This is a genomic window from Streptomyces marokkonensis (assembly GCF_039539045.1).
GTDB classification, from domain to species: domain Bacteria; phylum Actinomycetota; class Actinomycetes; order Streptomycetales; family Streptomycetaceae; genus Streptomyces; species Streptomyces marokkonensis.
The window spans coordinates 13810-35436 of the sequence record NZ_BAABCQ010000077.1 but is presented as its reverse complement, the minus strand read 5'-3'; the positions used below and the strand labels follow the sequence as shown (position 1 = coordinate 35436).

18 protein-coding genes, 1 pseudogene and 1 riboswitch are annotated in these 21627 nt (G+C 72.9%); of the genes and pseudogenes, 9 read left to right on the top strand and 10 right to left on the bottom strand.

Annotated elements, in window-relative coordinates:
* Window positions 1-92 precede the first annotated feature (92 nt).
* The gene (locus ABEA26_RS20105; protein ID WP_345594084.1) at window positions 93-740 is read left to right on the top strand and encodes a sulfite oxidase-like oxidoreductase; all 648 of its coding nucleotides are present in this window, start codon (window positions 93-95) and stop codon (window positions 738-740) included.
* A gap of 49 nt (window positions 741-789) precedes the next feature.
* On the opposite strand, the gene ABEA26_RS20100 is transcribed toward ABEA26_RS20105, so the two are convergent.
* From ABEA26_RS20100 to thiO, 5 genes are all read right to left on the bottom strand, one after another.
* On the bottom strand, window positions 790-1680 hold the full coding sequence (locus ABEA26_RS20100; RefSeq protein ID WP_345594082.1) for a deoxyribonuclease IV: 891 nt from the start codon (window positions 1678-1680) through the stop codon (window positions 790-792).
* A gap of 47 nt (window positions 1681-1727) precedes the next feature.
* Window positions 1728-3680: a Stk1 family PASTA domain-containing Ser/Thr kinase gene (gene pknB, locus ABEA26_RS20095; RefSeq protein ID WP_345594080.1), complete on the bottom strand. Its 1953-nt coding sequence runs from the start codon at window positions 3678-3680 to the stop codon at window positions 1728-1730.
* Between the two features lie 197 nt (window positions 3681-3877).
* Window positions 3878-4675: a thiazole synthase gene (locus ABEA26_RS20090; RefSeq protein WP_345594078.1), complete on the bottom strand. Its 798-nt coding sequence runs from the start codon at window positions 4673-4675 to the stop codon at window positions 3878-3880.
* 2 nt (window positions 4676-4677) lie between these two features.
* Window positions 4678-4878, bottom strand: coding sequence for a sulfur carrier protein ThiS (thiS, locus tag ABEA26_RS20085; protein WP_279563245.1), 201 nt, complete (start codon window positions 4876-4878; stop codon window positions 4678-4680).
* Window positions 4875-6086: a glycine oxidase ThiO gene (gene thiO / locus ABEA26_RS20080; protein WP_345594073.1), complete on the bottom strand. Its 1212-nt coding sequence runs from the start codon at window positions 6084-6086 to the stop codon at window positions 4875-4877. The genes thiS and thiO overlap by 4 nt, the downstream gene beginning before the upstream one ends.
* Window positions 6084-6195, bottom strand: a riboswitch (TPP riboswitch). (Overlaps the previous gene by 3 nt.)
* A gap of 154 nt (window positions 6196-6349) precedes the next feature.
* Between thiO and ABEA26_RS20075 the strand changes: the two genes are divergently transcribed.
* The 5 genes from ABEA26_RS20075 (at window position 6350) to ABEA26_RS20055 (ending at window position 10939) form a co-directional block, all read left to right on the top strand.
* Window positions 6350-7624 (top strand): NAD(P)/FAD-dependent oxidoreductase, encoded by a 1275-nt coding sequence (locus tag ABEA26_RS20075; RefSeq protein WP_345594071.1) that lies wholly within the window; start codon window positions 6350-6352, stop codon window positions 7622-7624.
* Window positions 7625-7701: 77 nt separating this feature from the next.
* Entirely contained in the window at window positions 7702-8067 is a 366-nt protein-coding gene (locus ABEA26_RS20070; RefSeq protein ID WP_279563248.1) for an Rv2175c family DNA-binding protein, read from the top strand.
* A gap of 98 nt (window positions 8068-8165) precedes the next feature.
* Window positions 8166-8828, top strand: a complete 663-nt coding sequence (thiE, locus tag ABEA26_RS20065; protein WP_345594066.1) for a thiamine phosphate synthase — start codon at window positions 8166-8168, stop codon at window positions 8826-8828.
* Window positions 8829-8927: 99 nt separating this feature from the next.
* Window positions 8928-9851 carry a methylenetetrahydrofolate reductase [NAD(P)H] gene (gene metF / locus ABEA26_RS20060; protein ID WP_345594064.1) on the top strand — a complete coding sequence of 308 codons (924 nt, stop codon included), beginning with the start codon at window positions 8928-8930 and terminating at the stop codon, window positions 9849-9851.
* 56 nt (window positions 9852-9907) lie between these two features.
* The gene (locus tag ABEA26_RS20055) at window positions 9908-10939 is read left to right on the top strand and encodes an SCO2102 family sporulation regulator (RefSeq protein WP_345594062.1); all 1032 of its coding nucleotides are present in this window, start codon (window positions 9908-9910) and stop codon (window positions 10937-10939) included.
* Between the two features lie 46 nt (window positions 10940-10985).
* Here the strand turns inward: ABEA26_RS20055 and ABEA26_RS20050 are convergent, their stop codons facing one another.
* Both ABEA26_RS20050 and ABEA26_RS20045 read right to left on the bottom strand, forming a co-directional pair.
* Entirely contained in the window at window positions 10986-12506 is a 1521-nt protein-coding gene (locus ABEA26_RS20050; protein ID WP_345594061.1) for a phytoene desaturase family protein, read from the bottom strand.
* Window positions 12507-13041: 535 nt separating this feature from the next.
* Window positions 13042-13671 carry a TetR/AcrR family transcriptional regulator gene (locus tag ABEA26_RS20045; RefSeq protein WP_345594059.1) on the bottom strand — a complete coding sequence of 210 codons (630 nt, stop codon included), beginning with the start codon at window positions 13669-13671 and terminating at the stop codon, window positions 13042-13044.
* A 159-nt stretch (window positions 13672-13830) separates the two neighbouring features.
* Between ABEA26_RS20045 and ABEA26_RS20040 the strand changes: the two are divergent.
* From ABEA26_RS20040 to ABEA26_RS20030, 3 genes and pseudogenes are all read left to right on the top strand, one after another.
* Window positions 13831-14376 (top strand): annotated as a pseudogene (locus ABEA26_RS20040) (SAV_6107 family HEPN domain-containing protein); the annotation flags it as partial.
* A gap of 379 nt (window positions 14377-14755) precedes the next feature.
* On the top strand, window positions 14756-15583 hold the full coding sequence (locus ABEA26_RS20035; protein ID WP_345594057.1) for a methyltransferase: 828 nt from the start codon (window positions 14756-14758) through the stop codon (window positions 15581-15583).
* A gap of 278 nt (window positions 15584-15861) precedes the next feature.
* On the top strand, window positions 15862-16308 hold the full coding sequence (locus ABEA26_RS20030) for a DUF3040 domain-containing protein (RefSeq protein WP_345594055.1): 447 nt from the start codon (window positions 15862-15864) through the stop codon (window positions 16306-16308).
* A 302-nt stretch (window positions 16309-16610) separates the two neighbouring features.
* Here ABEA26_RS20030 and ABEA26_RS20025 read toward each other — a convergent pair whose 3' ends face one another.
* From ABEA26_RS20025 to ABEA26_RS20015, 3 genes are read right to left on the bottom strand one after another with little or no spacing between them, the layout of a single operon-like run.
* On the bottom strand, window positions 16611-19001 hold the full coding sequence (locus tag ABEA26_RS20025) for a transglutaminase TgpA family protein (protein WP_345594054.1): 2391 nt from the start codon (window positions 18999-19001) through the stop codon (window positions 16611-16613).
* Window positions 18998-20362: a DUF58 domain-containing protein gene (locus ABEA26_RS20020; protein ID WP_345594052.1), complete on the bottom strand. Its 1365-nt coding sequence runs from the start codon at window positions 20360-20362 to the stop codon at window positions 18998-19000. Before ABEA26_RS20020 ends, ABEA26_RS20025 begins: the two co-directional genes overlap by 4 nt.
* Window positions 20362-21399: an AAA family ATPase gene (locus tag ABEA26_RS20015; protein WP_345594051.1), complete on the bottom strand. Its 1038-nt coding sequence runs from the start codon at window positions 21397-21399 to the stop codon at window positions 20362-20364. The genes ABEA26_RS20020 and ABEA26_RS20015 overlap by 1 nt, the downstream gene beginning before the upstream one ends.
* Window positions 21400-21627 lie beyond the last annotated feature (228 nt).

The following is a 21627-nucleotide window of genomic DNA, read 5'->3' as shown; positions in this document are numbered from 1 at the left end:
GTAAGTACAGGCTTAGTCCGTCTTGTGTCTGTTTGGTCGGATGTAAGTGGGGTGGGTCAGGGGCATCGGTCCGGGTCTGTCAGGATGGAGGCATGGGTCAGCCGGTGGGACACGAATCGGGAGAAGGCGGTTCGGAAGGAGCGTCGCGGTTCGAGCTCCCCCCGGGACAGCGACTGCAGCGCGGCTGGCCGGTCACGCACTACGGACCGGTCCCCAGGTTCCGCCCGGAGCGCTGGGAGTTCCGGGTCTTCGGCACCACCGCCGACGGCGAGAAGCACGGCTGGAGCCACGAGGAGTTCACGGCCCTGCCGTACACCACAGTCGTCGCCGACCTGCACTGCGTCACGAAGTTCAGCATGCTCGACTCCGAGTGGGGCGGCGTACCGGCCACCACGATCCTGGGCCTGGCCCCGCCCGCGCCCGCCGTCACCCATGTGATGGTGTGGGCGGAGTACGGCTTCAGCTCCAACCTCCGGCTGTCCGACTTCGCCGCCGACCGCACCCTCTTCGCCACCCACAAGGACGGCGAGCTGCTCACCGCCGAGCACGGCTTCCCGCTTCGGCTGGTCGTCCCGCACCTGTACGCCTGGAAGGGCCCGAAGTGGGTCCGCGGCATCGAGTACATGACCGCCGACCGCCGGGGCTTCTGGGAGGAGCGCGGCTACCACAACATCGGCGACCCGTGGCAGGAGCAGCGCTACTCCTACCAGGAGGAGCCCGGAGACGGCCCCGAGCTCTGAGTCGCCGTACACCTTTGGTCCGGCCTGGCGTACCGCCTGCCCCGGGGTGTCAGCCGTCGCGCAGCTTCTTCAGCCGCTCCATGTCGGCAGCGTGCCCCTCCTTGCCGCCCGGCGTCTCGATGACCAGTGGCACCCCCTCGGTCGCGGGGTGGGTCATCAGCGCCCGGAACGGGTCCTCACCGATGTGACCGGCGCCGATGTTCTCGTGCCGGTCCTTGTGGGCGCCGGCCACGTCCTTGGAGTCGTTGGCGTGGATCAGCTTCAGCCGGCCCTCGCCGACCGTGTCCACCAGCAGGTCCAGCGTCCGGTGCATGCCCGACGGGCCGGTCAGGTCGTGTCCCGCCGCGAAGATGTGGCAGGTGTCCAGGCACACGCCGAGCTTCGGATGGGCGTCCAGCGCCTCGAAGTACGGCCCGAAGTCCCAGGTGCGCGAGCACAGTGAGGCGCCCTGCCCGGCGGTCGACTCCAGGAGCAGGTACGGGTCGTCGTCGTGGGTGAGTTCCTCGAGCAGCGGCAGCATGTACTCCCGTACCTGCTTCAGCGCCACCGACCGGTCCCGTCCACCGGTCGCGCTGCCGGTGTGCACGACCACGCCGAGCGCCCCGATCGCCCGCCCGCGCCGCAGCGAGTGTCGCAGCGACTCGACCGACCGCTCCACCGTCGCCTCGGTGTGCGAACCGAAGTTGATCAGGTACGGCGCGTGCACGTACGCCGGGACCGACCCGGCGGCACAGGCCTCCCGGAACGCCTCATCCTGCTTCGGGTTGCCGACCGGCGTGGCCCAGCCGCGCGGGTTGGCGACGAAGACCTGCACGGCCTCCGCCTTCAGATCACGGGCGTAGGACAGACCCACGGAGTGCAGGCCGCCGGCCACGGGGACGTGACCGCCGACGGGGTTGCGGGGGAGCGTGGGGGAGGGGGCGGGCTGTTGACTGTTCACCCATTCAGGGTGTCACGCGGGGGCACGCGTCCGGACGGTGAGAGCCGTCACCTGATGGTGATCCTGATGGTGGAGCCCTTGGGCGCCGTGTCCCCGCCGTCCACCGACTGGTCCTTCACGGTGTCACCGAACAGCCCGAGCAGTCCCCGGTCCTCGTCCACCTGGAAACCCGCGTCCTTCAGCGCCCGCTTGGCATCGTCCACGCTGTCACCGACCACGTCCGGGACCTCGATCATCTCGGGGCCCTTGGACACCGTGAGCGTCACCGTGTCGCCCTTGGCGGCCCTGCTGCCCGGGGCCGGAGTCTGCCGGGCGACCTGGCCCTTGTCGTGCTCCGAGTTCACCTGCTCGGTGGCGACCTCGACCTTCAGGCCGGCCTCCGTCAGGTCGGCTCTGGCGTCGGCCAGGTCGTCGCCGGTGACGTCCGGGACGTCCACCGGGCTGCCCTTGCTGACGACCAGCGCGACCGCCGAACCCGCGCGCACCGTGGTGCCCGTCACCGGCTTGGTGGAGACCACGAAGCCCTGGGGCACGTCCTCGCTGAACGCCCGGGTCACCATGCCCGGCTCCAGCCCCTCCTCCTTCAGCAGCTTCCGTGCCCGGTCCAGCTTGTAGCCCTGGATGTCCGGCAGCTTCACGGTGTCGGGGCCGTCGGAGACCGTGAACGACACGGAGTCGTTCTTGCGGATGCGGGTGCCCACGCCGGGGTCGGTGCTGATGACCTTGCCGCGTTCCACGGTGTCGCTGTAGGCGTGCCGGACCTTGCCGACGCCCAGGCCGGCGTCGTCCAGCCGGTCCCGGGCCTGCGCCTCGGTCTTGGACAGTACCGGCGGCACCTTGGTGAACTGGCCGGAGTTGATGTACCAGACGCCCGTACCGACACCGAGCACCAGCAGGACGGCGACGACGACGGCCAGCGGACCGCGCCGCAGCTCCGGCAGGCGGCGCCGGGGCGGGGCCTGCGGAAGAGGTGCCAGCCGGCTGGTGCGGTCGACCCCGTCGGCGGGGAAGCCGGTGCCCGCGCCGGAGTCCTCGTCCTCGTTCACAGGGAGCGGCCGGGGCATCGTCAGCGAGCGCGGGATCACGCTCGTGCGGTCCTCGGCGTTGTCGTGCTCCGAGGCGAGCGCCTGCGGCGGCATTGCGTCCAGCTGGTCCGCGCTCAGTGCCCCGCGCGTCTCACGAGCCCGCGCGAACAGCGCCACGGCGTCGTGCGGACGGATCTCAGGATTGCGGGCGGTCGCCGAGGCGACCAGCTCGTCCAGCTCGTACGCCATCCCCGGCACGGCGGCCGACGGCGGCGGCACGTCCTCGTGCAGGTGCTTGTAGAGCACCTGGGCGGGGGAGTCCCCGTCGTGCGGCTTGCCGCCGGTCAGCATCTCGTACAGGACGACGCCGCAGGCGTACACGTCGACCTTCGGATCGGCGGTGCCGTGCTCGATCTGCTCGGGCGCCAGGTAGGAGACGGTGCCGAGGACGGACCCGGTGGTGTTCGTGACCGTGTCCACGGCCCGGACCAGGCCGAAGTCGGCGACCTTGACCCGGCCGTCGTCCCCTATGAGGACGTTCTCCGGCTTCATGTCCCGGTGCACGAACCCGGCCCGGTGCGCGGCGCCGAGCGCGGCCAGCACCGGCTCCAGGATGTCCAGCGCCGCCCGCGGCCGGAGCGCCCCCCGCTCGCGCAGCACGTCACGCAGGGTGCAGCCGGCGATGTATTCCATGGCCAGGTAGACGTACGCCCCCTCGGCCCCCTGGTCGAAGACCTGTACGACGTTGGGGTGGTCGAGCCGGGCCACCGACTTGGCCTCGCGGATGAACCGCTCCACGAAGGTGGCGTCGGTCGCGAGCGTCGGGTGCATCACCTTCAGCGCGAGCACGCGGTCCAGGCGGGTGTCCACGGCCCGGTAGACCGTGGCCATCCCGCCGACCGCGATCCGCGCCTCGACGCGGTACCGGCCGTCGAGCACCTGCCCGACGAGGGGGTCCTGAAGGGTCGTGTCCACGCAGCGAGTCTACGAGCCACCACGGACACCCGGCGTCGCCGCCGGCGATCGGGGGCGGTACTGCAGCGGACCTGTGACGCTTCCCACGCGCGGCGGGCCGCCGGCGGCGATGAACCCCCACGAGCGAGGCCCACCTCTTGTCCGACTGGAATCGGGTGGTGCGTGGATGGGAGACGAAACGGCAGGACTGCGCGGGCTCACTGAAAAGCGGGCCGCTCCGGATCCAGCGCCGCCAGGCCCTCCGCAGGAGACGACGCCTCGGCGAAGTGCCGCCGTGGAATCCGCCCGGCCCGCCGTGCCAGCCTTCCCGCCCCCACCGCGAACCGCATCCCCTCCGCCATCAGCACCGGCTCCTGCGCCCGCGTCACGGCGGAGGCGAGCATCACACCCGCACACCCCAGTTCCATCGCCAGCGCCACGTCCGACGCCGTACCGGCCCCCGCGTCCAGAATCACCGGCACGCGCGCGTGCTCCACGATCAACTCGAAGTTGTGCGGGTTGCGGATACCGAGCCCCGACCCGATCGGCGAGCCGAGCGGCATGATCGCGGCGCACCCGACGTCCTCCAGCTTGCGCGCGAGGACCGGGTCGTCGTTCGTGTACGGCAGCACCGTGAACCCGTCGTCGACCAGCGTCTCCGCCGCGTCCAGCAGCTCGATCGGGTCCGGCAGCAGGGTGCGCTCGTCTGCGATGACCTCCAGCTTGACCAGGTCGGTGGCGAGGGCCTCGCGGGCGAGGCGGGCAGTGAGGACGGCCTCCCCGGCGGTGAAGCAGCCGGCCGTGTTCGGCAGCACCCGGATGCCCAGCTTCTCCAGCACCGACAGCACGGACCCGTGCACCGAGGCGTTCACGCGCCGCATCGCGACGGTCGTCAGCTCCGTCCCGGAGGCCACCAGCGCCCGCTCCAGCACATCGAGGCTGGGCGCCCCCCCGGTGCCCATGATCAGGCGGGACCCGTACGTCGTACCGCCGAGGACAAAGGGATCGTCGGCCATGGTCAGCCTCCTTGGACGGCGGTGAGGACTTCCACGCGGTCGCCGTCGGCCAGCGCCGTGGCGGACCACCGCGCGCGCGGGACGACGGTTTCGTTCAGGGCGGCGGCCACACCGGACGGTGCCGCGGTGAGCGTGCCCACCAGGGCGTCCAGAGCGGTACCGGGAGCCACCTCGCGCGGCTCGCCGTTGACGGAGATGTTCATGCGGGCTGCTCCGAGTGTTCCGGGAGTGCGGGGGCGGCGCCGAAGCGCAGGGGGCTGAAGGGCAGTGCCTCGGCCAAAAGCTCCCCGGTGGTCAGGACGTCCGCCATGACGTCGCCGGTGACCGGGGTGAGCAGGACGCCGTTGCGGTGGTGCCCGGTGGCCAGCAGCAGGCCGTCAAGACCGGTCGGGCCGAGCAGCGGGGCGTTGTCCGGGGAGCCCGGGCGCAGACCCGCCAGGGTCTCCGTCAGGGGCAGCTCGGTGATGCCGGGGACCAGCTCGTGGGCGTCGCGCAGCAGCTCGTAGACGCCGCCCGCGGTGACCGTGGTGTCCCAGCCCAGCTCCTCGCTGGTGGCCCCGACGACCAGCTCGCCACTCTGACGGGGCACCAGGTAGAGGTGGTTGCCGCGCACCACGGCACGCACGGTCCGGTTCAGCAGTGGACCGTGCGCCTGCGGCATCGCCAGCCGCAGCACCTGCCCCTTCACGGGCCGTACCGGCGGCAGTACGTCGTCCGGGACGCCCGTGAGCCGCCCGCTCAGGCTGCCCCCGGCCAGTACCACCTGCCCGGCCTCAAGCGCGGTGCCGTCGGCCGTGACGACACCCGTGGCCCGCTCACCGCCACGCCCGACGGTGAGCCGGTCGGCCCACACCCGGTGGAAGACGACGCCCGCGCGTTCGCAGGCGGCCACGAGCGCGCCGGCCAGTCGCCGGGGGTCGATCTGGTGATCGCCGTCCACCCGGAGCCCCCCGCGCACGCCCGGCGCGAGCATCGGCTCCAGGCGCCGGCACTCACGCCCCGTCAGCCACTCGGACTCCAGACCCGAGCGCTGCTGGAGCGCGTGCAGTTCCCGCAGGTGGGCGCGGTCGTCGGCGTCCAGGGCGACGGCGAGGGTGCCGCAGCGGCGGTAACCGAGGTCGTGGCCGGTGAGGTCGGCCAGCTCGGCCGCGAACGCCGGGTAGCGGCGGGCCGAGGCGAGGTTCAGCGCGAGCAGCGTCTGCTCGCCGTAGTGCAGTTCCGTGACGGCGGCCAGCATCCCGGCGGCCACCTGGGCGGCCCCACCGCCCGGTTCGGGATCCACGAGGGCCGTGCCGAGCCCGCGCTGCGCGGCCCGCCACGCCGTGACCAGGCCGATGATCCCGCCCCCGACGACGAGGACGTCGGGTGTGCGTGACGTCGTGGGTGACGTCGTGTGCGGCGGTGACGACATGGGCGTCCAGCCCCTCCCTTCGCCGGCATGACCCGGATCAGGTTCGTACGGTCGGAGGCCGCCAGCCTCCCTCTCAGCCCGGTGCGTCCGGGCTCCCGCGAGTGCCTTGCGTCGGCCAGCCTAGCCCGCGGCGCGTCGCACTCGTAAGGGGAGTCGCCCCGCGCCTGCCTACAGCCCCGTACGGCCCGTACGGCCGAGCGGTGTGGAGCAGGTCACCGCGCACGACCCCTGACTGACGAGGGGCCGGTGTCTAAGGTGATCACGTGAGCGAGCAGACGCAGGAGCGGGCCCGGGTGCGGGAAGCGGACGCGGAACGCCGCGTGGTCGTCGTCGGCGCGGGCATGGCGGGGGTGCAGACCGCCGTCGCCCTGCGGGAGCAGGGCTTCACCGGCACCGTGACCCTGATCGGCGCGGAGCCGCACCAGCCGTACGACCGTCCTCCGCTGTCCAAGGCCGTCCTGCTCGGCACGGCAGAGGGCTCCGCCTTCGACATTGACTTCGAGGCGCTCGGCATCACCCTGCGGCTCGGCTGCGAGGCCCTGGGCGTCCGCCCCGCGGAGCACGTACTCGACACCTCCGAGGGGCCCGTGCCGTACGACGTCCTCGTCCTCGCGACCGGCGCCGAACCGATCCGTCTCCCCGGCACCGAGGGCGTGCCCGGCGTGCACCTGCTGCGCACCCTGGACGACGCCGAACGGCTGCGCCCGGTGCTCGCCCGGCAGCACGACGTCGTGGTCGTCGGCGCGGGCTGGATCGGCGCCGAGTTCGCCACCGCCGCGCGCGAGGCGGGCTGCGCCGTGACCGTCGTGGAGGCCGCCGACCGGCCCCTCGCCGGCGCGCTGCCCGACGAGGTCGCCGCGCCGATGACCACCTGGTACGCCGACGCGGGCGCCGTACTGCGCACCCACGCGCGCGTGGAGCGTGTGGAGCCCGGCGGCCCGGGAGAGCCCGGTCACGTCGTCGTCCTGGACGACGGCTCGCGGCTGCCCGCCGGCGCGGTCGTCGTCGGCATCGGCGCCCGGCCCGCCACCGCCTGGCTCGCCGGCTCCGGGATCGGCCTGGGCGCGCAGGGGGAGGTCCTGGCCGACGACCGCCTGCGCGCCTCGGTGCCGGACGTCCACGCGGTCGGCGACTGCGCCTCCTTCCCCTCCGGCCGCTACGGCGAGCGGCTGCTGGTGCACCACTGGGACAACGCCCTCCAAGGGCCGCGCACGGTCGCCGCCGACATCATCGGCGCCGTCGGCGGCGAGGCCGTGGCGGCCTACGACCCGGTGCCGTACTTCTGGTCCGAGCAGTTCGGCCGCTTCGTCCAGTACGCCGGTCACCACACGGACGCCGACGCCACCCTGTGGCGCGGGGACCCCTCGGGGCCCGCCTGGACGGTCTGCTGGCTGCGCGAGGGCCGCATGGTCGCCCTGCTGGCGGTGGGCCGTCCCCGGGACCTGGCCCAGGGCAAACGTCTGATCCAGGCGGGCGCGACGATGGACCCGCGGCTGCTGGCCGACCCGGCGAAGCCGCTGAAGGCGGCGACCGCGTAGTCCCTCCGGTGGGTGCGCCGGCCCAGGTCGGACGGGTCCGGCTTCCGACTGTCGGTGCCAGATGGCAGGCTTGGGTCGTGACCGAGATTGACGCAAAGACCGATGCTCTCGTGCCTGCCTGGCTCACCGTTCCCGACATCGCCGAGATGCTCGGTGTCGAGGTGACCCGCGTACGCCAGCTGATCAAGGAAGGCCAGCTCATCGCCGTACGCCGCGGCGAGAACCGCGCGCTGCACATCCCCGCGGCCTTCATCGACGAGGACAAGGTCGTCAAAGGCCTGGTCGGGACGCTGACGCTGTTGCGGGACGACGGCTGGACGGCCGAGGAGATGCTGGAGTGGCTCTTCACGCCCGACGAGACCCTGCCCGGCACCCCCGCGCAGGCGCTGAGCGAGAATCGCGGCACGGAGGTGAAGCGCCGCGCCCAGGCGCTCGCCGTCTGACCTGACACACCACCGTGGCGTGCGGGCCGCGGCACACGGCCCCGACGGCCGTGCCGGTCCGCCGCCCGCACGCCACCAGACCCCAGGGGGACACCAGCATGCCCGGCACCGACGACACCGCCACCGCCCGAGCCCGGCTCGCCGACGCCCGGCTCTACCTGTGCACGGACGCCCGTCGTGACCAGGGCGACCTGCCCTCGTTCCTGGACGCGGTGCTGGCCGGTGGCGTCGACATCGTGCAGTTGCGTGACAAGGGCATGGAGGCGGCGGAGGAGCTGGAGCACCTCGCGGTCTTCGCCGACGCCTGCGCCCGCCACGGCAAGCTCCTCGCCGTGAACGACCGGGCGGACGTCGCCCACACCGCCCGCGCCGACGTGCTGCACCTCGGGCAGGGCGACCTGCCGGTGCCCGCCGCACGGGCGATCCTCGGCGACGGCGTACTCGTCGGCCGCTCCACGCACTCCGAGTCCGAGGCCGCCGCCGCCGCTGTCCAGGACGGCGTGGACTACTTCTGCACCGGCCCGTGCTGGCCCACCCCCACCAAGCCCGGCCGCCACGCACCCGGCCTCGGCCTGGTCCGCCACACGGCGTCCCTCGGCACCGACCGCCCCTGGTTCGCCATCGGCGGCATCGACCTCGGCAACCTCGACCAGGTACTGGAGGCCGGTGCCCGGCGCGCCGTCGTCGTCCGAGCGATCACCGCGGCAGACGACCCGGGCGCGGCGGCCGCCGAGTTCGCGAAGCGACTGCGGCAGGCGTAGAGCGAGGCGTGTGTCCAAGGGGTGGACAACAACTCGACAATGTGGACAAATATCCCGCCTCCGGTTGGGTGACCGCCGCCCCCTGGCTAACCTGCCCGTATGGCCCTCGGAACCGCATCCACCAGGACTGATCGCGCACGCACCGTGCGCGACATGCTCGCGTCCGGCAAGACGACGTACTCGTTCGAGTTCTCCGCGCCGAAGACGGCCAAGGGCGAAAGGAACCTGTGGAGCGCGCTGCGGCGGGTCGAGGCGGTCGCGCCCGACTTCGTCTCCGTGACCTACGGAGCCGGCGGTTCCACGCGGGCGGGGACGGTCAAGGAGACCGAGCAGATCGTCGCCGACACGACGCTGACCCCCGTGGCCCACCTCACCGCCGTCGACCACTCCGTCGCCGAGCTGCGCAACATCATCGGCCAGTACGCGGACGCCGGGATCCGCAACATGCTGGCGGTGCGCGGCGACCCGCCCGGCGACCCCACGGCCGACTGGGTCCCGCACCCGCGGGGCCTGACCTACGCCGCCGAACTGGTCCGGCTCATCAAGGAGTCGGGCGACTTCTGCGTCGGTGTCGCGGCCTTCCCGGAGATGCACCCGCGCTCCGCCGGCTGGGACGCGGACGTGACGCACTTCGTCGACAAGTGCCGGGCCGGCGCCGACTACGCGATCACGCAGATGTTCTTCCAGCCCGAGTCCTACCTGCGGCTGCGCGACCGGGTCGCCGCGGCCGGCTGCGAGACCCCGGTGATTCCCGAGGTCATGCCGGTGACCAGTGTGAAGATGCTGGAGAGGTTGCCAAAGCTCAGCAACGCCTCGTTCCCGGCCGAGCTGAAAGAGCGGATCCTCGAAGCAAAGGACGATCCGGCCGCTGTACGCTCCATTGGTATCGAGTTCGCAACGGAGTTCTGCGCGCGGCTACTGGCCGAGGGTGTGCCCGGACTGCACTTCATCACTCTCAACAACTCCACGGCGACCCTGGAAATCTACGAGAACCTGGGCCTGCACCACCCACCGCGGGCCTAGACCGGTCGTACGTATTTACGACACACTGCGTAACGGCCATTGGGAGAGGGGCGTACATGGGCTGGACGGTCCTCTACATCGCGTTCGGCGGCGTCGCGCTGTGGCTGCTCGGTGAGGTGCTGCTGCAGTACAAGGCGCGGCTGCGATACCGGCTGCTCGCCTTCGGCGGCTTCCTCGGCGTCGTGATCGGTGTCCTGATCCCGTCCGTCGTCGTCATCGGGCTGGGCGCGGCCGCCTTCGCGGTCGGCCAGACCTACGTGACGCTGTCCTTCCGCCGCGGCTTCGAGGCCGGCTGGGCGGTCAACGCCCCGGCGAACCTCGTCGGCAAACGCGGCCGTTCCGGACGGGGCCGTCAGGAGCCGACGTTGGAGGTGTCCGGCCTCGAAGCGGCCGAGGGCGGCCCGCACGGCCACGACACCTACGGTGACGGCACACAGGGTCATGCCGCGGGGCAGGGCGGCCTCCCGTACGGCCATGACGACTACGGCCACGACGACCACGACCGTGACGACGTCTTCACCCCGGCCCGCCCGGCCGACCCCACGGCCGCGGAGACCACCGCCGTCCACGAGCCGCAGCCCATGCCGGACGACACCGGCTCGTACGGTGTGTACGCCGACGCCGGCTTCGGCCACGACCAGCAGGCACCGGCCGCGGCCGCGCAGGGCGCCGACCAGTCCTACACCTACGACTACTCGGGCTACGGGCAGCAGCAGGGGTACGACTACGACACCGGCGGCCGGCAGCAGTACGCCGCCTACTCCGACCCGTACATCGGCACCCACACCTACGGCGGGGCGGCGTACGACACCGGCTCCTACGACACGGCCGGCGGGCAGCAGTACGGCCAACAGGGCTACGGGCAGGACCAGTACGCCACCGGCACGCCCGGCGGCTACGGCGGCGAGACCCCGGCCGGCGGTGTGTGGGTGCCGCAGCAGCGCAGCGCCGACGACCCCTACGGCGGCGAACTCCCGCCGGAGCAGACGTACCCCTACCAGGGCAACAGCCAGACACAAGGCCAGAACCAGAGTCAGAACCAGGGCCAGGACCAGAACCAGGGCTACGACGAGCAGTACCGTTTCTGACGGGGCCTGTGGGGGCTGCGCAGCCCGGTGAGGGGTGCCCGACCGCTCACTGGGAGCCTCGGAACTCCGGCCCCTCCACGACGAGTCCGGCGACCAGCGCACCCGACATGCCCGCGTGCGGGAGGCCTCCACCGGGATGCGACCAGCCGCCGGCCGTGAACAACCCGCCGACGCGGGTGCCGTTCGCCGCGTGCAGCAGGCGTCCGCCGACCCCCGCCAGCGCCGGAACGGGCACCGCGCCGCCCTCCGCACCGGTCGCCACCGCGACATCGGCCGGGGTGCACACCTCCTGCCACAGCAGACGCTCACGCAGACCCGGTATCGCACGCTCGGCGACGCTGACCAGGTGTTCGGCATGGAGGTCGAACACCTCCGCCGCCGCCCAATCCGACTCCCCGCCCACGGCGGGCACCACCGCGGTGAGCGTGACCGCCTCGTGGTCCGCGTCCGGGACCGACCCCGGGTCATCGGGCCGGAGGACCGTGACGGTCGGCCGCGCGGTCATGCCGGGTGTGGCGCCGAACAGGCAGTCCAACTCGGTCTCCCTGTCCTCCGTGTGCACCACCGTCCGGTGCGCCGTGCCCGGGGGACGGCCGCCGCGCAGCGCCAGCAGCACCGTCAGCCGGCTCGCCCCACCGCGCTGCGGCGGCACCTCGTCGTCGCCCCGCACCGCCGACCCCCCGCACAGGCGGTCCAGCACACCGGGAGCCACACCGGCCACCACGAACTCCGCCTCGGCGACGCGGCCTTCGGCCAGCTCCACACCCGCCACCCGGCCGTCCTTCTCGGCGACTCCGGTGACCTCGGAGTCGAAGTGGAACTCGACCCGGCGGGCCAGACAGCGCTCGTACACCGCCCGCGCCAGCTCCCGCAGACCGCCGCCGCGCACGTACCACACACCGAAGGCGTACTCCATGTACGGCAGCACGGCGGCGTTCGCCGGGGCGGCCCGGGGGTCCAGGCCGTACGCGAGCGCGTGGCTCTCCAGGAGGGCGGCGAGCCGGGTGTCCCGGAGCTCCCAGGCACCGACCTCGGCGAGCGTGCCGGCCCGGCGGGTGCGCAGCAGCCGCTTGTGCGGGACCGCGGGATAGGGCTCGCGCTCGGCCAGCACCTCCCAGTTCGGCCACAGCGGCTCCTCCAGGAGCGGGCGGCGCGTACGGTCCCAGGTCTCCCGGGCCCGCACCAGGAAGTCGCCCCAGCGCTGCCCGGCGGCCCGGCCGAGCGCCTCGTCCAGGGAGGCGACGACGCCCGCCCGGGAGGCGTTCGGCAGCGAAACCTCCGTGCCGTCCGCGAACACGTGCCGTGACGACGGGTCGACCTGGGCCAGCTCGACACACGCCTCCAGCGGCTCCTTGCCGGTCTTGACGAACAGGTCGCGCCATACCGCGGGCAGCGGCAGCAGACCGGGGCCGGTGTCGAACGAGAAGCCGTCCCGCTCGAAGCGGCCCAGGGCGCCGCCGTACGTCCGAGCCCGCTCGTACACCGCCACCCGGTGGCCCGCGACGGCCAGCCGGGCGGCGGCCGCCATCGCGCCCATCCCGGCGCCGATCACCGCAATCCGTGCCATGCCAGGGACTTTATCCGCCACCACCGACAATCCGGCCCCAGGGGCCGCCGGCCGTACACCTGCGGGAACGGCCGGCGACCGCCCCGGTCCGAGTACCGCGACGGGCGCGCGCACGACCGGCCGGGGACATGCCGCTGTGAGCCGGGGTGCGCACGACTGAGTACCTGTACCTAGCCCGGTAGATGAGTACCCGCGCGGATGGGCTACCACCTGCGGAAACGAGAGAGTGGAGGCACGGAGAGGGGCACGGCTCCGGAACCGGCGACACGGGGCGCCGGAACGGAGCCGGGCCCGCGATCCGCTCCTTCCGCCGGCCGCGGTCGGCGGGAGCGAGGCACGGGGGAGTCCGGGGGAACGACCGGGAACGGGGGGTTCCAACGGGGGAACGTACGGGGGAACGTACGGGGGAGCAGGAGAAGGCGCCGGTCCGACGGTGGCCCGCGGGGGACGCGGCCACCACGGGCCGGCGCTCTTCGCGCGACGGGCGTTCCGGGCGCATGTGGCCCGGCGGGTGCGGACCCCAGGTACACCTGGTTCAGGGGCGTCCGCTCACGCGTCCCTGAAGCAGCCGCGACAGGGCCGCGTGCACGTCGTCGAGGGAGCGTTCCGCCTGGAACGACTTCCAGTCCAGCGCCGCCACCAGGACCATGCCGACCAGCGCCGCGGCGGTCAGTGGTACGTCGATCTCCTCGCTGAACTCACCGCTTGCCACGCCTTCGCGCAGCACGCCCTCCACCACCGCGACGGCCTCCTGCCGGACCACCAGCAGCGTGGACTGCCAGGCCCGGTTGGTCCGCCACAGCTCGGCCACGTAGAGCTGGGTGAAGGCCGGGTAGCGGTCGATGAAGACGAGCCCCGCGCGGACCATCGCGTCCAGGGCGTCGACCCGGCCGCGGCCCTCCCGCGCCGTCCGCTCCGCCGCCTCCCGCAGCGATGCGGTGAGGAGCCCGACACCATGGCGCAGCAGTTCCTCGAAGAGGACGGACTTGCTGGCGAAGTTGTAGTAGACCGTGCCCTTCGCGACCCCTGCGCGTTCGGCGATCTCGTCCACGGTGGTGGCGGAGAAGCCCTGCTCGGCGATGAGAGTGACGGCCGCCTCGTAGAGCTTTTGCCGGGTGGCCTCGCGACGGCTGCTGCCGTGCGTGGCGGCGCTGCTGCTTTCCATGGTCCCGATTGTCACAGCACCTTCCGGACCGGCTGACCCGAACCCACGGCCGACGTAAAAGTCCAGGTCGGGGCGGATTGTCAGTGGCATACCTCACGATGGGCACATACGGCACCTCCTGCCAGGGCGTGCCGTCCCGGAGACGACAGGAGGATCGTCGTGGCCCACTCGTCCGCAGCCGCCGCCCGGCGGCGCCGCGCAGCCGGCCCTGCACCCTCACTGACCGGCCCGGCGAGCGACGTGCACCCCGTGCTCCGCCGGACAACCGCCCCGCCCGCCGCCCTCGACCTGCTCGCCCAGGCCCGGACCGGACTGGAGGAGGCCACCGTCCTCGAAACGCCGAACGAGCGCTACGCGACGGCCCATCTCGCCGCCCTGCGCACCGCCGCCGCGGTGCTCGCCGCACGAGGCCGTCCCGAGACCACCCCACGGGCCCGGGCCCGCATCCGCAGCGCCTGGGAAGTGCTGCCCGAGATCGCCCCCGAGCTCTCCGACTGGAGCGCGCTGTTCGCCGCGGGCGCCCGGCGCCGGGCGCGGGCCGAGGCGGGCATCCAGGGCGCGGCCAACCGGCGGGACGCCGACGACCTGATACGCGACGTGGCGATCTTCCTGCGTCTCGTGGAGCGGATGCTGGTCCTCCAGCCGATCCTGCCCCAGCCTCGCGCTGACGTGGACCGGTCGGACGTGGACGGGTCGGACGTGGACGGGTCGGACGTGGACGGGTCGGACGTGGACCGGCCGGACGTGGACCGTGTATCCGCCGACCGGCCCGGCGCCGACCACCCGTCTGCCGGCCGGCGGGACGTGGACGGACCGGACTTCGACGGACCGGACTCCGACCGTCCGGGAGGCGGTCGGGCGGGAGGCCTTCGGGCGGATCACCACCTGCCGGACGCGGGATGAGCGCTTCAAGAGAGGGGGGCCGGCTCCTTGGGGCCGGTGGTACGGGATGACCGGTCGGCGTACCGGAGGCAATAGGGTGGGAGACGCCTGAAGCCTGCCCCTTCCCGGTACCCGGGCCGGGGCGGCAGCCCGTTCGCTCCGCCCGTGCCGAGGCGGTGCCGCGCCGAGGAGTCAACTAGCCGTGTCGGACCCGATGCGCCCGCCCGTCTCCCCCCACCGCCCGCAGACGGCGTCGCCGCGCTCGGAGCCCTCTCGTTCCCGCGCCGCCCTTCGTACCGCTGTGGTCTGGGACGTTCTCCAGGACGCCCTCGACCGACGGGTCAAGGCCACGGGCCGCCAGGCGCTGGACGTCCTGGACACCGGGGGCGGCAGTGGCAACTTCGCCGTACCCGTGGCCCGCCTCGGCCACCGTGTCACCGTCGTCGACCCGAGCCCCAACGCGCTGTTCGCCCTGGAGCGCCGCGCTGCCGAGGCCGACGTCGCCGACCGTGTGCGGGGCGTCCAGGGAGACGCCCACGGCCTTTTCGACGTGGTCGAGCGAGGCGGCTACGACGTGGTGCTGTGCCACGGCGTCCTGGAGTACGTGGACGACCCCGCGGAGGGCATCCGCAACGTGGTGGCCGCCCTGCGTGCCGAGGGTGTCCTCAGCCTGCTCGCCGCGGGCCTGGGCGGGGCCGTGCTCGCGCGTGCCCTCGCCGGCCACTTCACGGAGGCCCGGCAGGCACTCGGCGACCCGGACGGCCGCTGGGGCACGGGTGACCCGGTGCCGCGCCGGTTCACCGCCGAACAGCTCACCGGACTGGTCGAGGCCGCGGGGCTCCGGATCGGTGCCGTGCACGGCGTACGGGTCTTCGCCGACCTCGTTCCGGGGGTACTGGTGGACACGGAGCCCGGTGCCATGGAGGCGCTGCTGAAGCTGGAGGCCGCGGCGGCCGAACTCGCCGCCTTCCACTCCGTGGCCACACAGCTTCACGTGCTCGGTGAGACGCGAGGGGCCCAGGAGACCTGAGCCGCCGGTGAGGTAAGGCGCTGATCAGGGACGCGACTGCAGATGGAGTACGCCACAGGCCCCCCGAACGGCGGCCAGTCGCCGTATGATCGAGGGAGACCGCCCGGCATGACGGGTCGGCCGCTGGGGAATGGGAACTTCAGCGAGCCGGCACGGCCATGACGGAGACCGGTTGGCCAATTGGCGTAGAGGGGCGGGTTTCACGGGGGCGATTCCCTGCCTATCCTGAAGGGACCCCCCCCGGGTCGCCCCGGCGACTGCACGATGAGGAGGACTCCGTGCCGCTCTCGGAGCACGAGCAGCGAATGCTCGAGCAGATGGAGCGAGCGCTGTACGCCGAAGATCCCAAGTTCGCGACAGCGCTCGAGGGAAGCGGGCTGCGTACGTACACCCGGCGACGGGTCTACCAAGCGGTCGCGGGCTTCCTCGTAGGTATTGCGCTCCTCATGGCCGGTATGGTCGCCCAGCAGGTCTGGCTCAGTGTGGTGGGCTTCCTCGTCATGCTGGGTTGCGCGGTTCTCGCCGTGACCGGCTGGCGCAAGGCCCCGAAGCCGGGCGAGCAGCCCGCCGCCGACGCAGGCGGTGCCGGTGGTGGCGGTGCCGGTGGTGGCGGTACCGGTGGCGGACCGCGGGCGCGCCGTCAGGGGCGGCAAAAGCGCTCCATGATGGACCGCATCGACGAGCGCTGGCAGCGCCGCAGGGATGGGCAGCAGGGCGGCCAGTAGCCTCCCCGTAGCCGCTCACCAGGACATCCGCGTGAGGGGGTGACCACCGCCCGGTGGTCACCCCCTCACGCGTACCCATGTGTGCCGGAGGCCGGAGAGCCGGGCGATCGGTCACCCGGCTGAGCGCGGCCGGACCACCTGGTGAGCGGGGGCGGGCATCTCGGTGCGCGGCGGGCAGCTCGGAAGGGGCACGGCGGACAGCCCGGCGGGGTCCGGGGTCCAGGACCGGCGCTCACACGCGGACTCGGCATCCCCGGCCCCGCCCTGTGGGGCTCCGGTCCCGTCTGCTCGGCCCCGTCGGTTCAGCCCTGCTGCCCCGAAGCCTTCCGCCACGTCGGCCGGGCCGCCACGGCCCGCTGTTTCAGGGCCGCCCACCGGGCCGACACCGACCAGACCACCCGCACGGTCGAACGCGGTGCCAGTCGTGCGCGCAGCCGCGTGCCGCGGCCGGCCGTGGCACGCAGACCGGCGCTCGCCCGGTGGACGTCCTCCGTGAGACCCGCCGTCAGGCGGGGCCGGGGCGCGTAGAGAACCTGCTCCACGGCATCTGCCACCCGGTGCACCGCCGTCGCGGCCGTCGGCTCGAGCCGACCGAGCCGGACGATCCGGGCCGCCGCCTTGCGCGGGGTCTGCGACTCCTCCGGCAGGATTCCGAAGTCCCATGCCGTGTCGGTCAGCTCCTGCCAGACCGCTAGGGTGTGCGGTCCCGCGTCCGCCTCGGCGCGGCCGTGCGCCCCCAGCCGTACCGACCGGGTGCGCAGCCGCCACAGCATCGGGGCGAGCGGGAGCAGCAGCACCACGAGTCCGCCCAGGACCCAGGCGAGGACCGTGTACCACTTCGGGCCGTTCCCACCCGTGACCGGCGCGGCCGCCGCGGACTCGTCGGCGCAGGCCTCCAGCTTCTTGTCCTGGGCCGTGCAGCTCTCGCTCGTCGAGGGTGCCGCCGACGGCTGCGTCTCCGCGTTCCGGGACGGCAGCGCGGGGTCCGGGACGGTGCTGTCCGGCGTCTCCGTCTGCGTGTACGACGGGGTCGACCCGCGGGTCGGCGTCGGCTCGAAGCGGGTCCAGCCCACGCCCTCGAAGTACACCTCGGGCCAGGCGTGGGCGTCCTGCAGCCCCACCGACACCGAGCCGTCCGCCTGCGGGGAGCCCGGCGCGAAGCCGACCGCCACCCTGGCCGGTATGTCCAGAGAGCGGGCCATGGCCGCCATGGCGAACGAGAAGTGGACGCAGAAGCCCTGCTTGTCCTTGAGGAAGCGGGCGATCGCCTGCGAGCCGCTGCCGACCTTGACCTCGGTGTCGTACTCGAAACCGCCGTTGACCGCGAAGTACTCCTGGAGCTTGACCGCCTGCTCGTAGGGGTTCGCCGCGCCGGCGGTGACCTGTCGGGCGGTTTCGGAGACCACCTCGGGCAGTGAGTCCGGCAGCTCGGTGTGCTCCCGCTTCAGCGCCGCGGGCGGCTGCGCAGCGGAGGCGAGCTGATCCGCGGTCGGCTGCACGTTCAGGCTCCGCACCTCGTACGTCAGCCCGCGGGTGTTCTGCCCGTGGTCGCCGACCAGTGTCATGCCGACGGGCTCGTAGCGCCAGCTGCCCGCGATGCGCACGCCACTCGGTGGGTACGGCATCGGCAGCCAGTTCTGGGCGTACCAGTCGGCGGCCGAGATGGTGGTCCGGGTCTCCGCCCGTTCGATGCCGGGGCCGAGGCCGACCGGCGTGGGGAACGTGCCGTCCGGCACGGCGGTGATGTTCCGCTTGGACGGCTTCCAGGTGGTGCCGTCGAAGTCGTCCAGGGACACGATGCGCAGGTACAGGTCCGACAGGTCGTTCGAGTCGGTGTCGACGGAGAGGACCTCTCGGTTCTCGTTGGCGTTGAGGCTGTCGCGCAGGGAGACCAAGGGGTTCACCGCGGAAATCGTGCCGCCGCCTCCGGTCCCGGAACCGACGCCCGTCCTGGCGCTGTCCAGTAGCCCGCCGTCCATCGAGGGCAGGGCGAGCGGCACCACCAGGGCGATACCCAGCGCGAACGCGCCGATGCGCCGCCCGGTGCGGACCGGGGCGACGGCGCCGCTCCGCTCCCCTCCCGGGGTGCGTGGTGTGCCGCCGAAGACCCGGCCCCACTGCGAGAGCCGGTCACGCCCCTCGGCCAGCAGCAGAATCAGGTAGCCGGCCGCCGCGACCAGGAACCACAGCCAGTCGGTGCCGCCCTCGGACAGCCCCGCGGCCACCGAGTAGAGCGCGAGCAGCGGCAGTCCGGCGGGGGCGGCGCTGCGGAAGGTCACCGCGAGGGTGTCCACCAGCAGCCCGATCACCAGGACGCCGCCGACCAGCATCAGTCGGATGCCGTCGGACTCCAGCGGCGCCGGGATCGCGTACCGGGCGATGTCGTCGCCGCCCTGTTGCAGCAGGTCGGCGAAGCGCTGGAAGGCCTGCGGGCCGGGGATCAGCCCGGCGAGCGCCTGCTGCCGGGCGAAGACCAGGGTCAGGAACACCAGCGTGACCAGGGCCTGCGCGGCGATGATCAACGGCCGGGCCAGCGGAACCCGGCGGGCCGCCGCGCCCACCCCGGACTGGACCGCCAGCAGGAACGCGGCCTGCAGTATCCAGGTGGCCGGGTCGACCAGGGGCAACAGCGCGCACGCCGCCATCAGCGTGGCCGCCCAAGCGCACAACGCCAGCCGCGCCCGCCCACTCATCGCGTGCCCTCCCCGCCGCTCGCCGCCGCGAGGCCCGTGCGTTCGTGCTCCGCCAGGCGCCACAGCTCCTCCATGGTGACCCCCCGTGGCACGGTCACGGCGGTCCAGCCCGCCTCGCGCAGCATCCGAAGCCGTTCCTCGCCCCTGCCCGACGGGCCGGACACGTCGGCCGGTTCCCGCGCCCAGGTCTCACTGTCCAGGACGAAGGCGACGGCGCCGCCGGTGCGCTGCCGCATCTTGGCGGCCACCGTTGCCTGCTCCTCGTCCAGATCGCCGAAGAACGCCACCAGCAGCCCCTCGTTCCCGCCGCGCAGCACGTCGTACGCCTGGGACAGGCCCACGCTGTCGGAGTGGTCGATCACCGCGAGGGTGTCCATCATCAGCCCGGCCGCGTCGGCCGTGCCCTGGCTCGCGCCGGCGAAGCCGTCGGCGCCCTCGCCGGGCACCGAGTTGCCGGTGTCCGTGAGCAGCCGGACGGAGAAGCCCCGCTCCAGCATGTGCACCAGCACGGAGGCCGTGCCCGACACCGCCCACTCGAAGGCCGAGTCGGGGCCGGCGCCCTCGTAGGCGACGACCCGGGTGTCCAGGAGGACCGTGCAGCGGGCGCGCTGCGGCTGCTCCTCGCGGCGCACCATCAGCTCGCCGTAGCGCGCGGTGGAGCGCCAGTGCACGCGGCGCAGGTCGTCGCCGTAGCGGTACCCACGCGGGATCACGTCGTCGTCGCCCGCCAGCGCGAGCGAGCGCTGCCGGCCCTCCCCGTACCCCTTCGCCTCCCCGCTCAGCCGCACCGGCGGCAGCGCCTCCACGCGCGGGATCACGGTCAGGGTGTCGTACGTCGAGAAGGAGCGGGTCAGCTCGCACAGCCCGAACGGGTCGGTCAGGCGCAGCTGGAGCGGGCCCAGCGGATAGCGCCCGCGCAGGTCCGAGCGGACCCGGTAGGACACCTCGCGGCGACCGCCCGGCTCCACCCGGTCGAGTACGAAGCGGGGCCGCGGTCCGAGCACGTAGGGCACCCGGTCCTGGAGCATCAGCAGGCCGGTGGGCAGCCGCGAGACGTTGTCGACGCGCAGATGAACCCGGGCCTCGCTGCCCGCGGGTACCCGCCCGGGGGAGAGCCGGCGGCTGCCCGCGACCCGGTACCGGGTGCGGTAGAGCACGGTCGCGCAGACCAGCGGCAGCACGCCCAGCAGCAGTCCCACACGGAGCAGGTCGCTCTGGCCGAGGACGTAGGCACAGACCGCGGCGGCGATGCCGGCGGCCAGGAAGGAGCGCCCGCGGGTGGTCAGCCCGGCCAGGGCGGTACGGATACCGCCGTCCTCGCCCCGGTCGTCCTGCGACCGGTCCGTCCCCCCGGCGTCCATCACAGCCTCCGCGGCGCTTGGTGGTCGTACGCCGTCGAGCCGCGGCCGGTGCCGAAGCCCGTCTGCTGCTGGGGCGCCGCGGGCACCGGAGTGCGCTGCAGGATCTCCTGGACGACCTGCTCGGCGGTGCGGCGGTTCAGCTGGGCCTGGGCGGTGGGCAGCAGGCGGTGGGCCAGGACGGCGACCGCGAGGGCCTGCACGTCGTCCGGCAGCGCGTACTCCCGGCCGCTCAGGGCGGCGGACGCCTTCGCCGCGCGCAGCAGATGCAGCGTGGCGCGCGGCGAGGCGCCGAGTCTGAGATCCGGGTGGGTGCGTGTGGCGGCGACCAGGTCCACGGCGTACCGCCGGACCGGGGCGGCGACATGGACGCCGCGGACCGCCTCGACCAGCTTCAGGATCTCGTGCGCGTGCGCCACCGGCTGGAGGTCGTCCAGCGGGTTCACCCCGCCGTGCACGTCGAGCATCTGCAGCTCGGCGTCCGGGCTGGGATAGCCGATGGAGACGCGCGCCATGAAGCGGTCGCGCTGGGCCTCCGGCAGCGGGTAGGTGCCCTCCATCTCGACCGGGTTCTGCGTCGCCACCACCATGAAGGGGCTGGGCAGCTCGTAGGTCTGGCCGTCGATGGTGACCTGGCGCTCCTCCATCGACTCCAGCAGCGCGGACTGCGTCTTGGGCGAGGCGCGGTTGATCTCGTCGCCGATGACCACCTGCGCGAAGATCGCGCCCGGTTTGAACTCGAAGTCGCGGCGCTGCTGGTCCCAGATGGACACCCCCGTGATGTCCGACGGCAGCAGGTCCGGAGTGAACTGGATCCGGCGCACGGAACAGTCGATGGACCGCGCCAGCGCCTTGGCCAGCATGGTCTTGCCGACTCCCGGGACGTCCTCGATCAGCAGGTGTCCCTCGGCGAGCAACACGGTCAGCGAGAGCCTTACGACCTCGGGCTTGCCCTCGATCACGCCCTCCACCGAACCGCGCACCCGCTCCACCACAGCGGTCAGATCAGTGAGGCTCGCTCGATCGTCATAGGTCGTCACCGGCCCTCCTCGGCCTTTCCCCGCGCTTCCTGGGAAGCGGGAGTACCCCAACTTGCCGGGCAGGCCCCCGCGTCGCGGAACGGCCCACCCCGAATCACGGACAGCGCGCGGAAAAAGTTCCGCGCGACACCACTTCCCGCATTCTTGCTGCCGTTACCGATTCGTGTCACTCGCCTGTGGACAACTGGCCGCGATATGTCGGGCCTTGCGTCCTTTGCGGCGCTTGAG

Coding starts and splice junctions, on each gene's coding strand:
- ABEA26_RS20045 (WP_345594059.1), bottom strand. CDS start 13,671: ATGGAAAGCAGCAGCGCCGCCACGCACGGCAGCAGCCGTCGCGAGGCC.
- thiE (WP_345594066.1), top strand. CDS start 8,166: ATGCCCGGCACCGACGACACCGCCACCGCCCGAGCCCGGCTCGCCGAC.
- metF (WP_345594064.1), top strand. CDS start 8,928: ATGGCCCTCGGAACCGCATCCACCAGGACTGATCGCGCACGCACCGTG.
- thiO (WP_345594073.1), bottom strand. CDS start 6,086: ATGTCGTCACCGCCGCACACGACGTCACCCACGACGTCACGCACACCC.
- ABEA26_RS20055 (WP_345594062.1), top strand. CDS start 9,908: ATGGGCTGGACGGTCCTCTACATCGCGTTCGGCGGCGTCGCGCTGTGG.
- ABEA26_RS20020 (WP_345594052.1), bottom strand. CDS start 20,362: ATGGACGCCGGGGGGACGGACCGGTCGCAGGACGACCGGGGCGAGGAC.
- ABEA26_RS20025 (WP_345594054.1), bottom strand. CDS start 19,001: ATGAGTGGGCGGGCGCGGCTGGCGTTGTGCGCTTGGGCGGCCACGCTG.
- thiS (WP_279563245.1), bottom strand. CDS start 4,878: ATGAACATCTCCGTCAACGGCGAGCCGCGCGAGGTGGCTCCCGGTACC.
- ABEA26_RS20090 (WP_345594078.1), bottom strand. CDS start 4,675: ATGGCCGACGATCCCTTTGTCCTCGGCGGTACGACGTACGGGTCCCGC.
- ABEA26_RS20105 (WP_345594084.1), top strand. CDS start 93: ATGGGTCAGCCGGTGGGACACGAATCGGGAGAAGGCGGTTCGGAAGGA.
- ABEA26_RS20050 (WP_345594061.1), bottom strand. CDS start 12,506: ATGGCACGGATTGCGGTGATCGGCGCCGGGATGGGCGCGATGGCGGCC.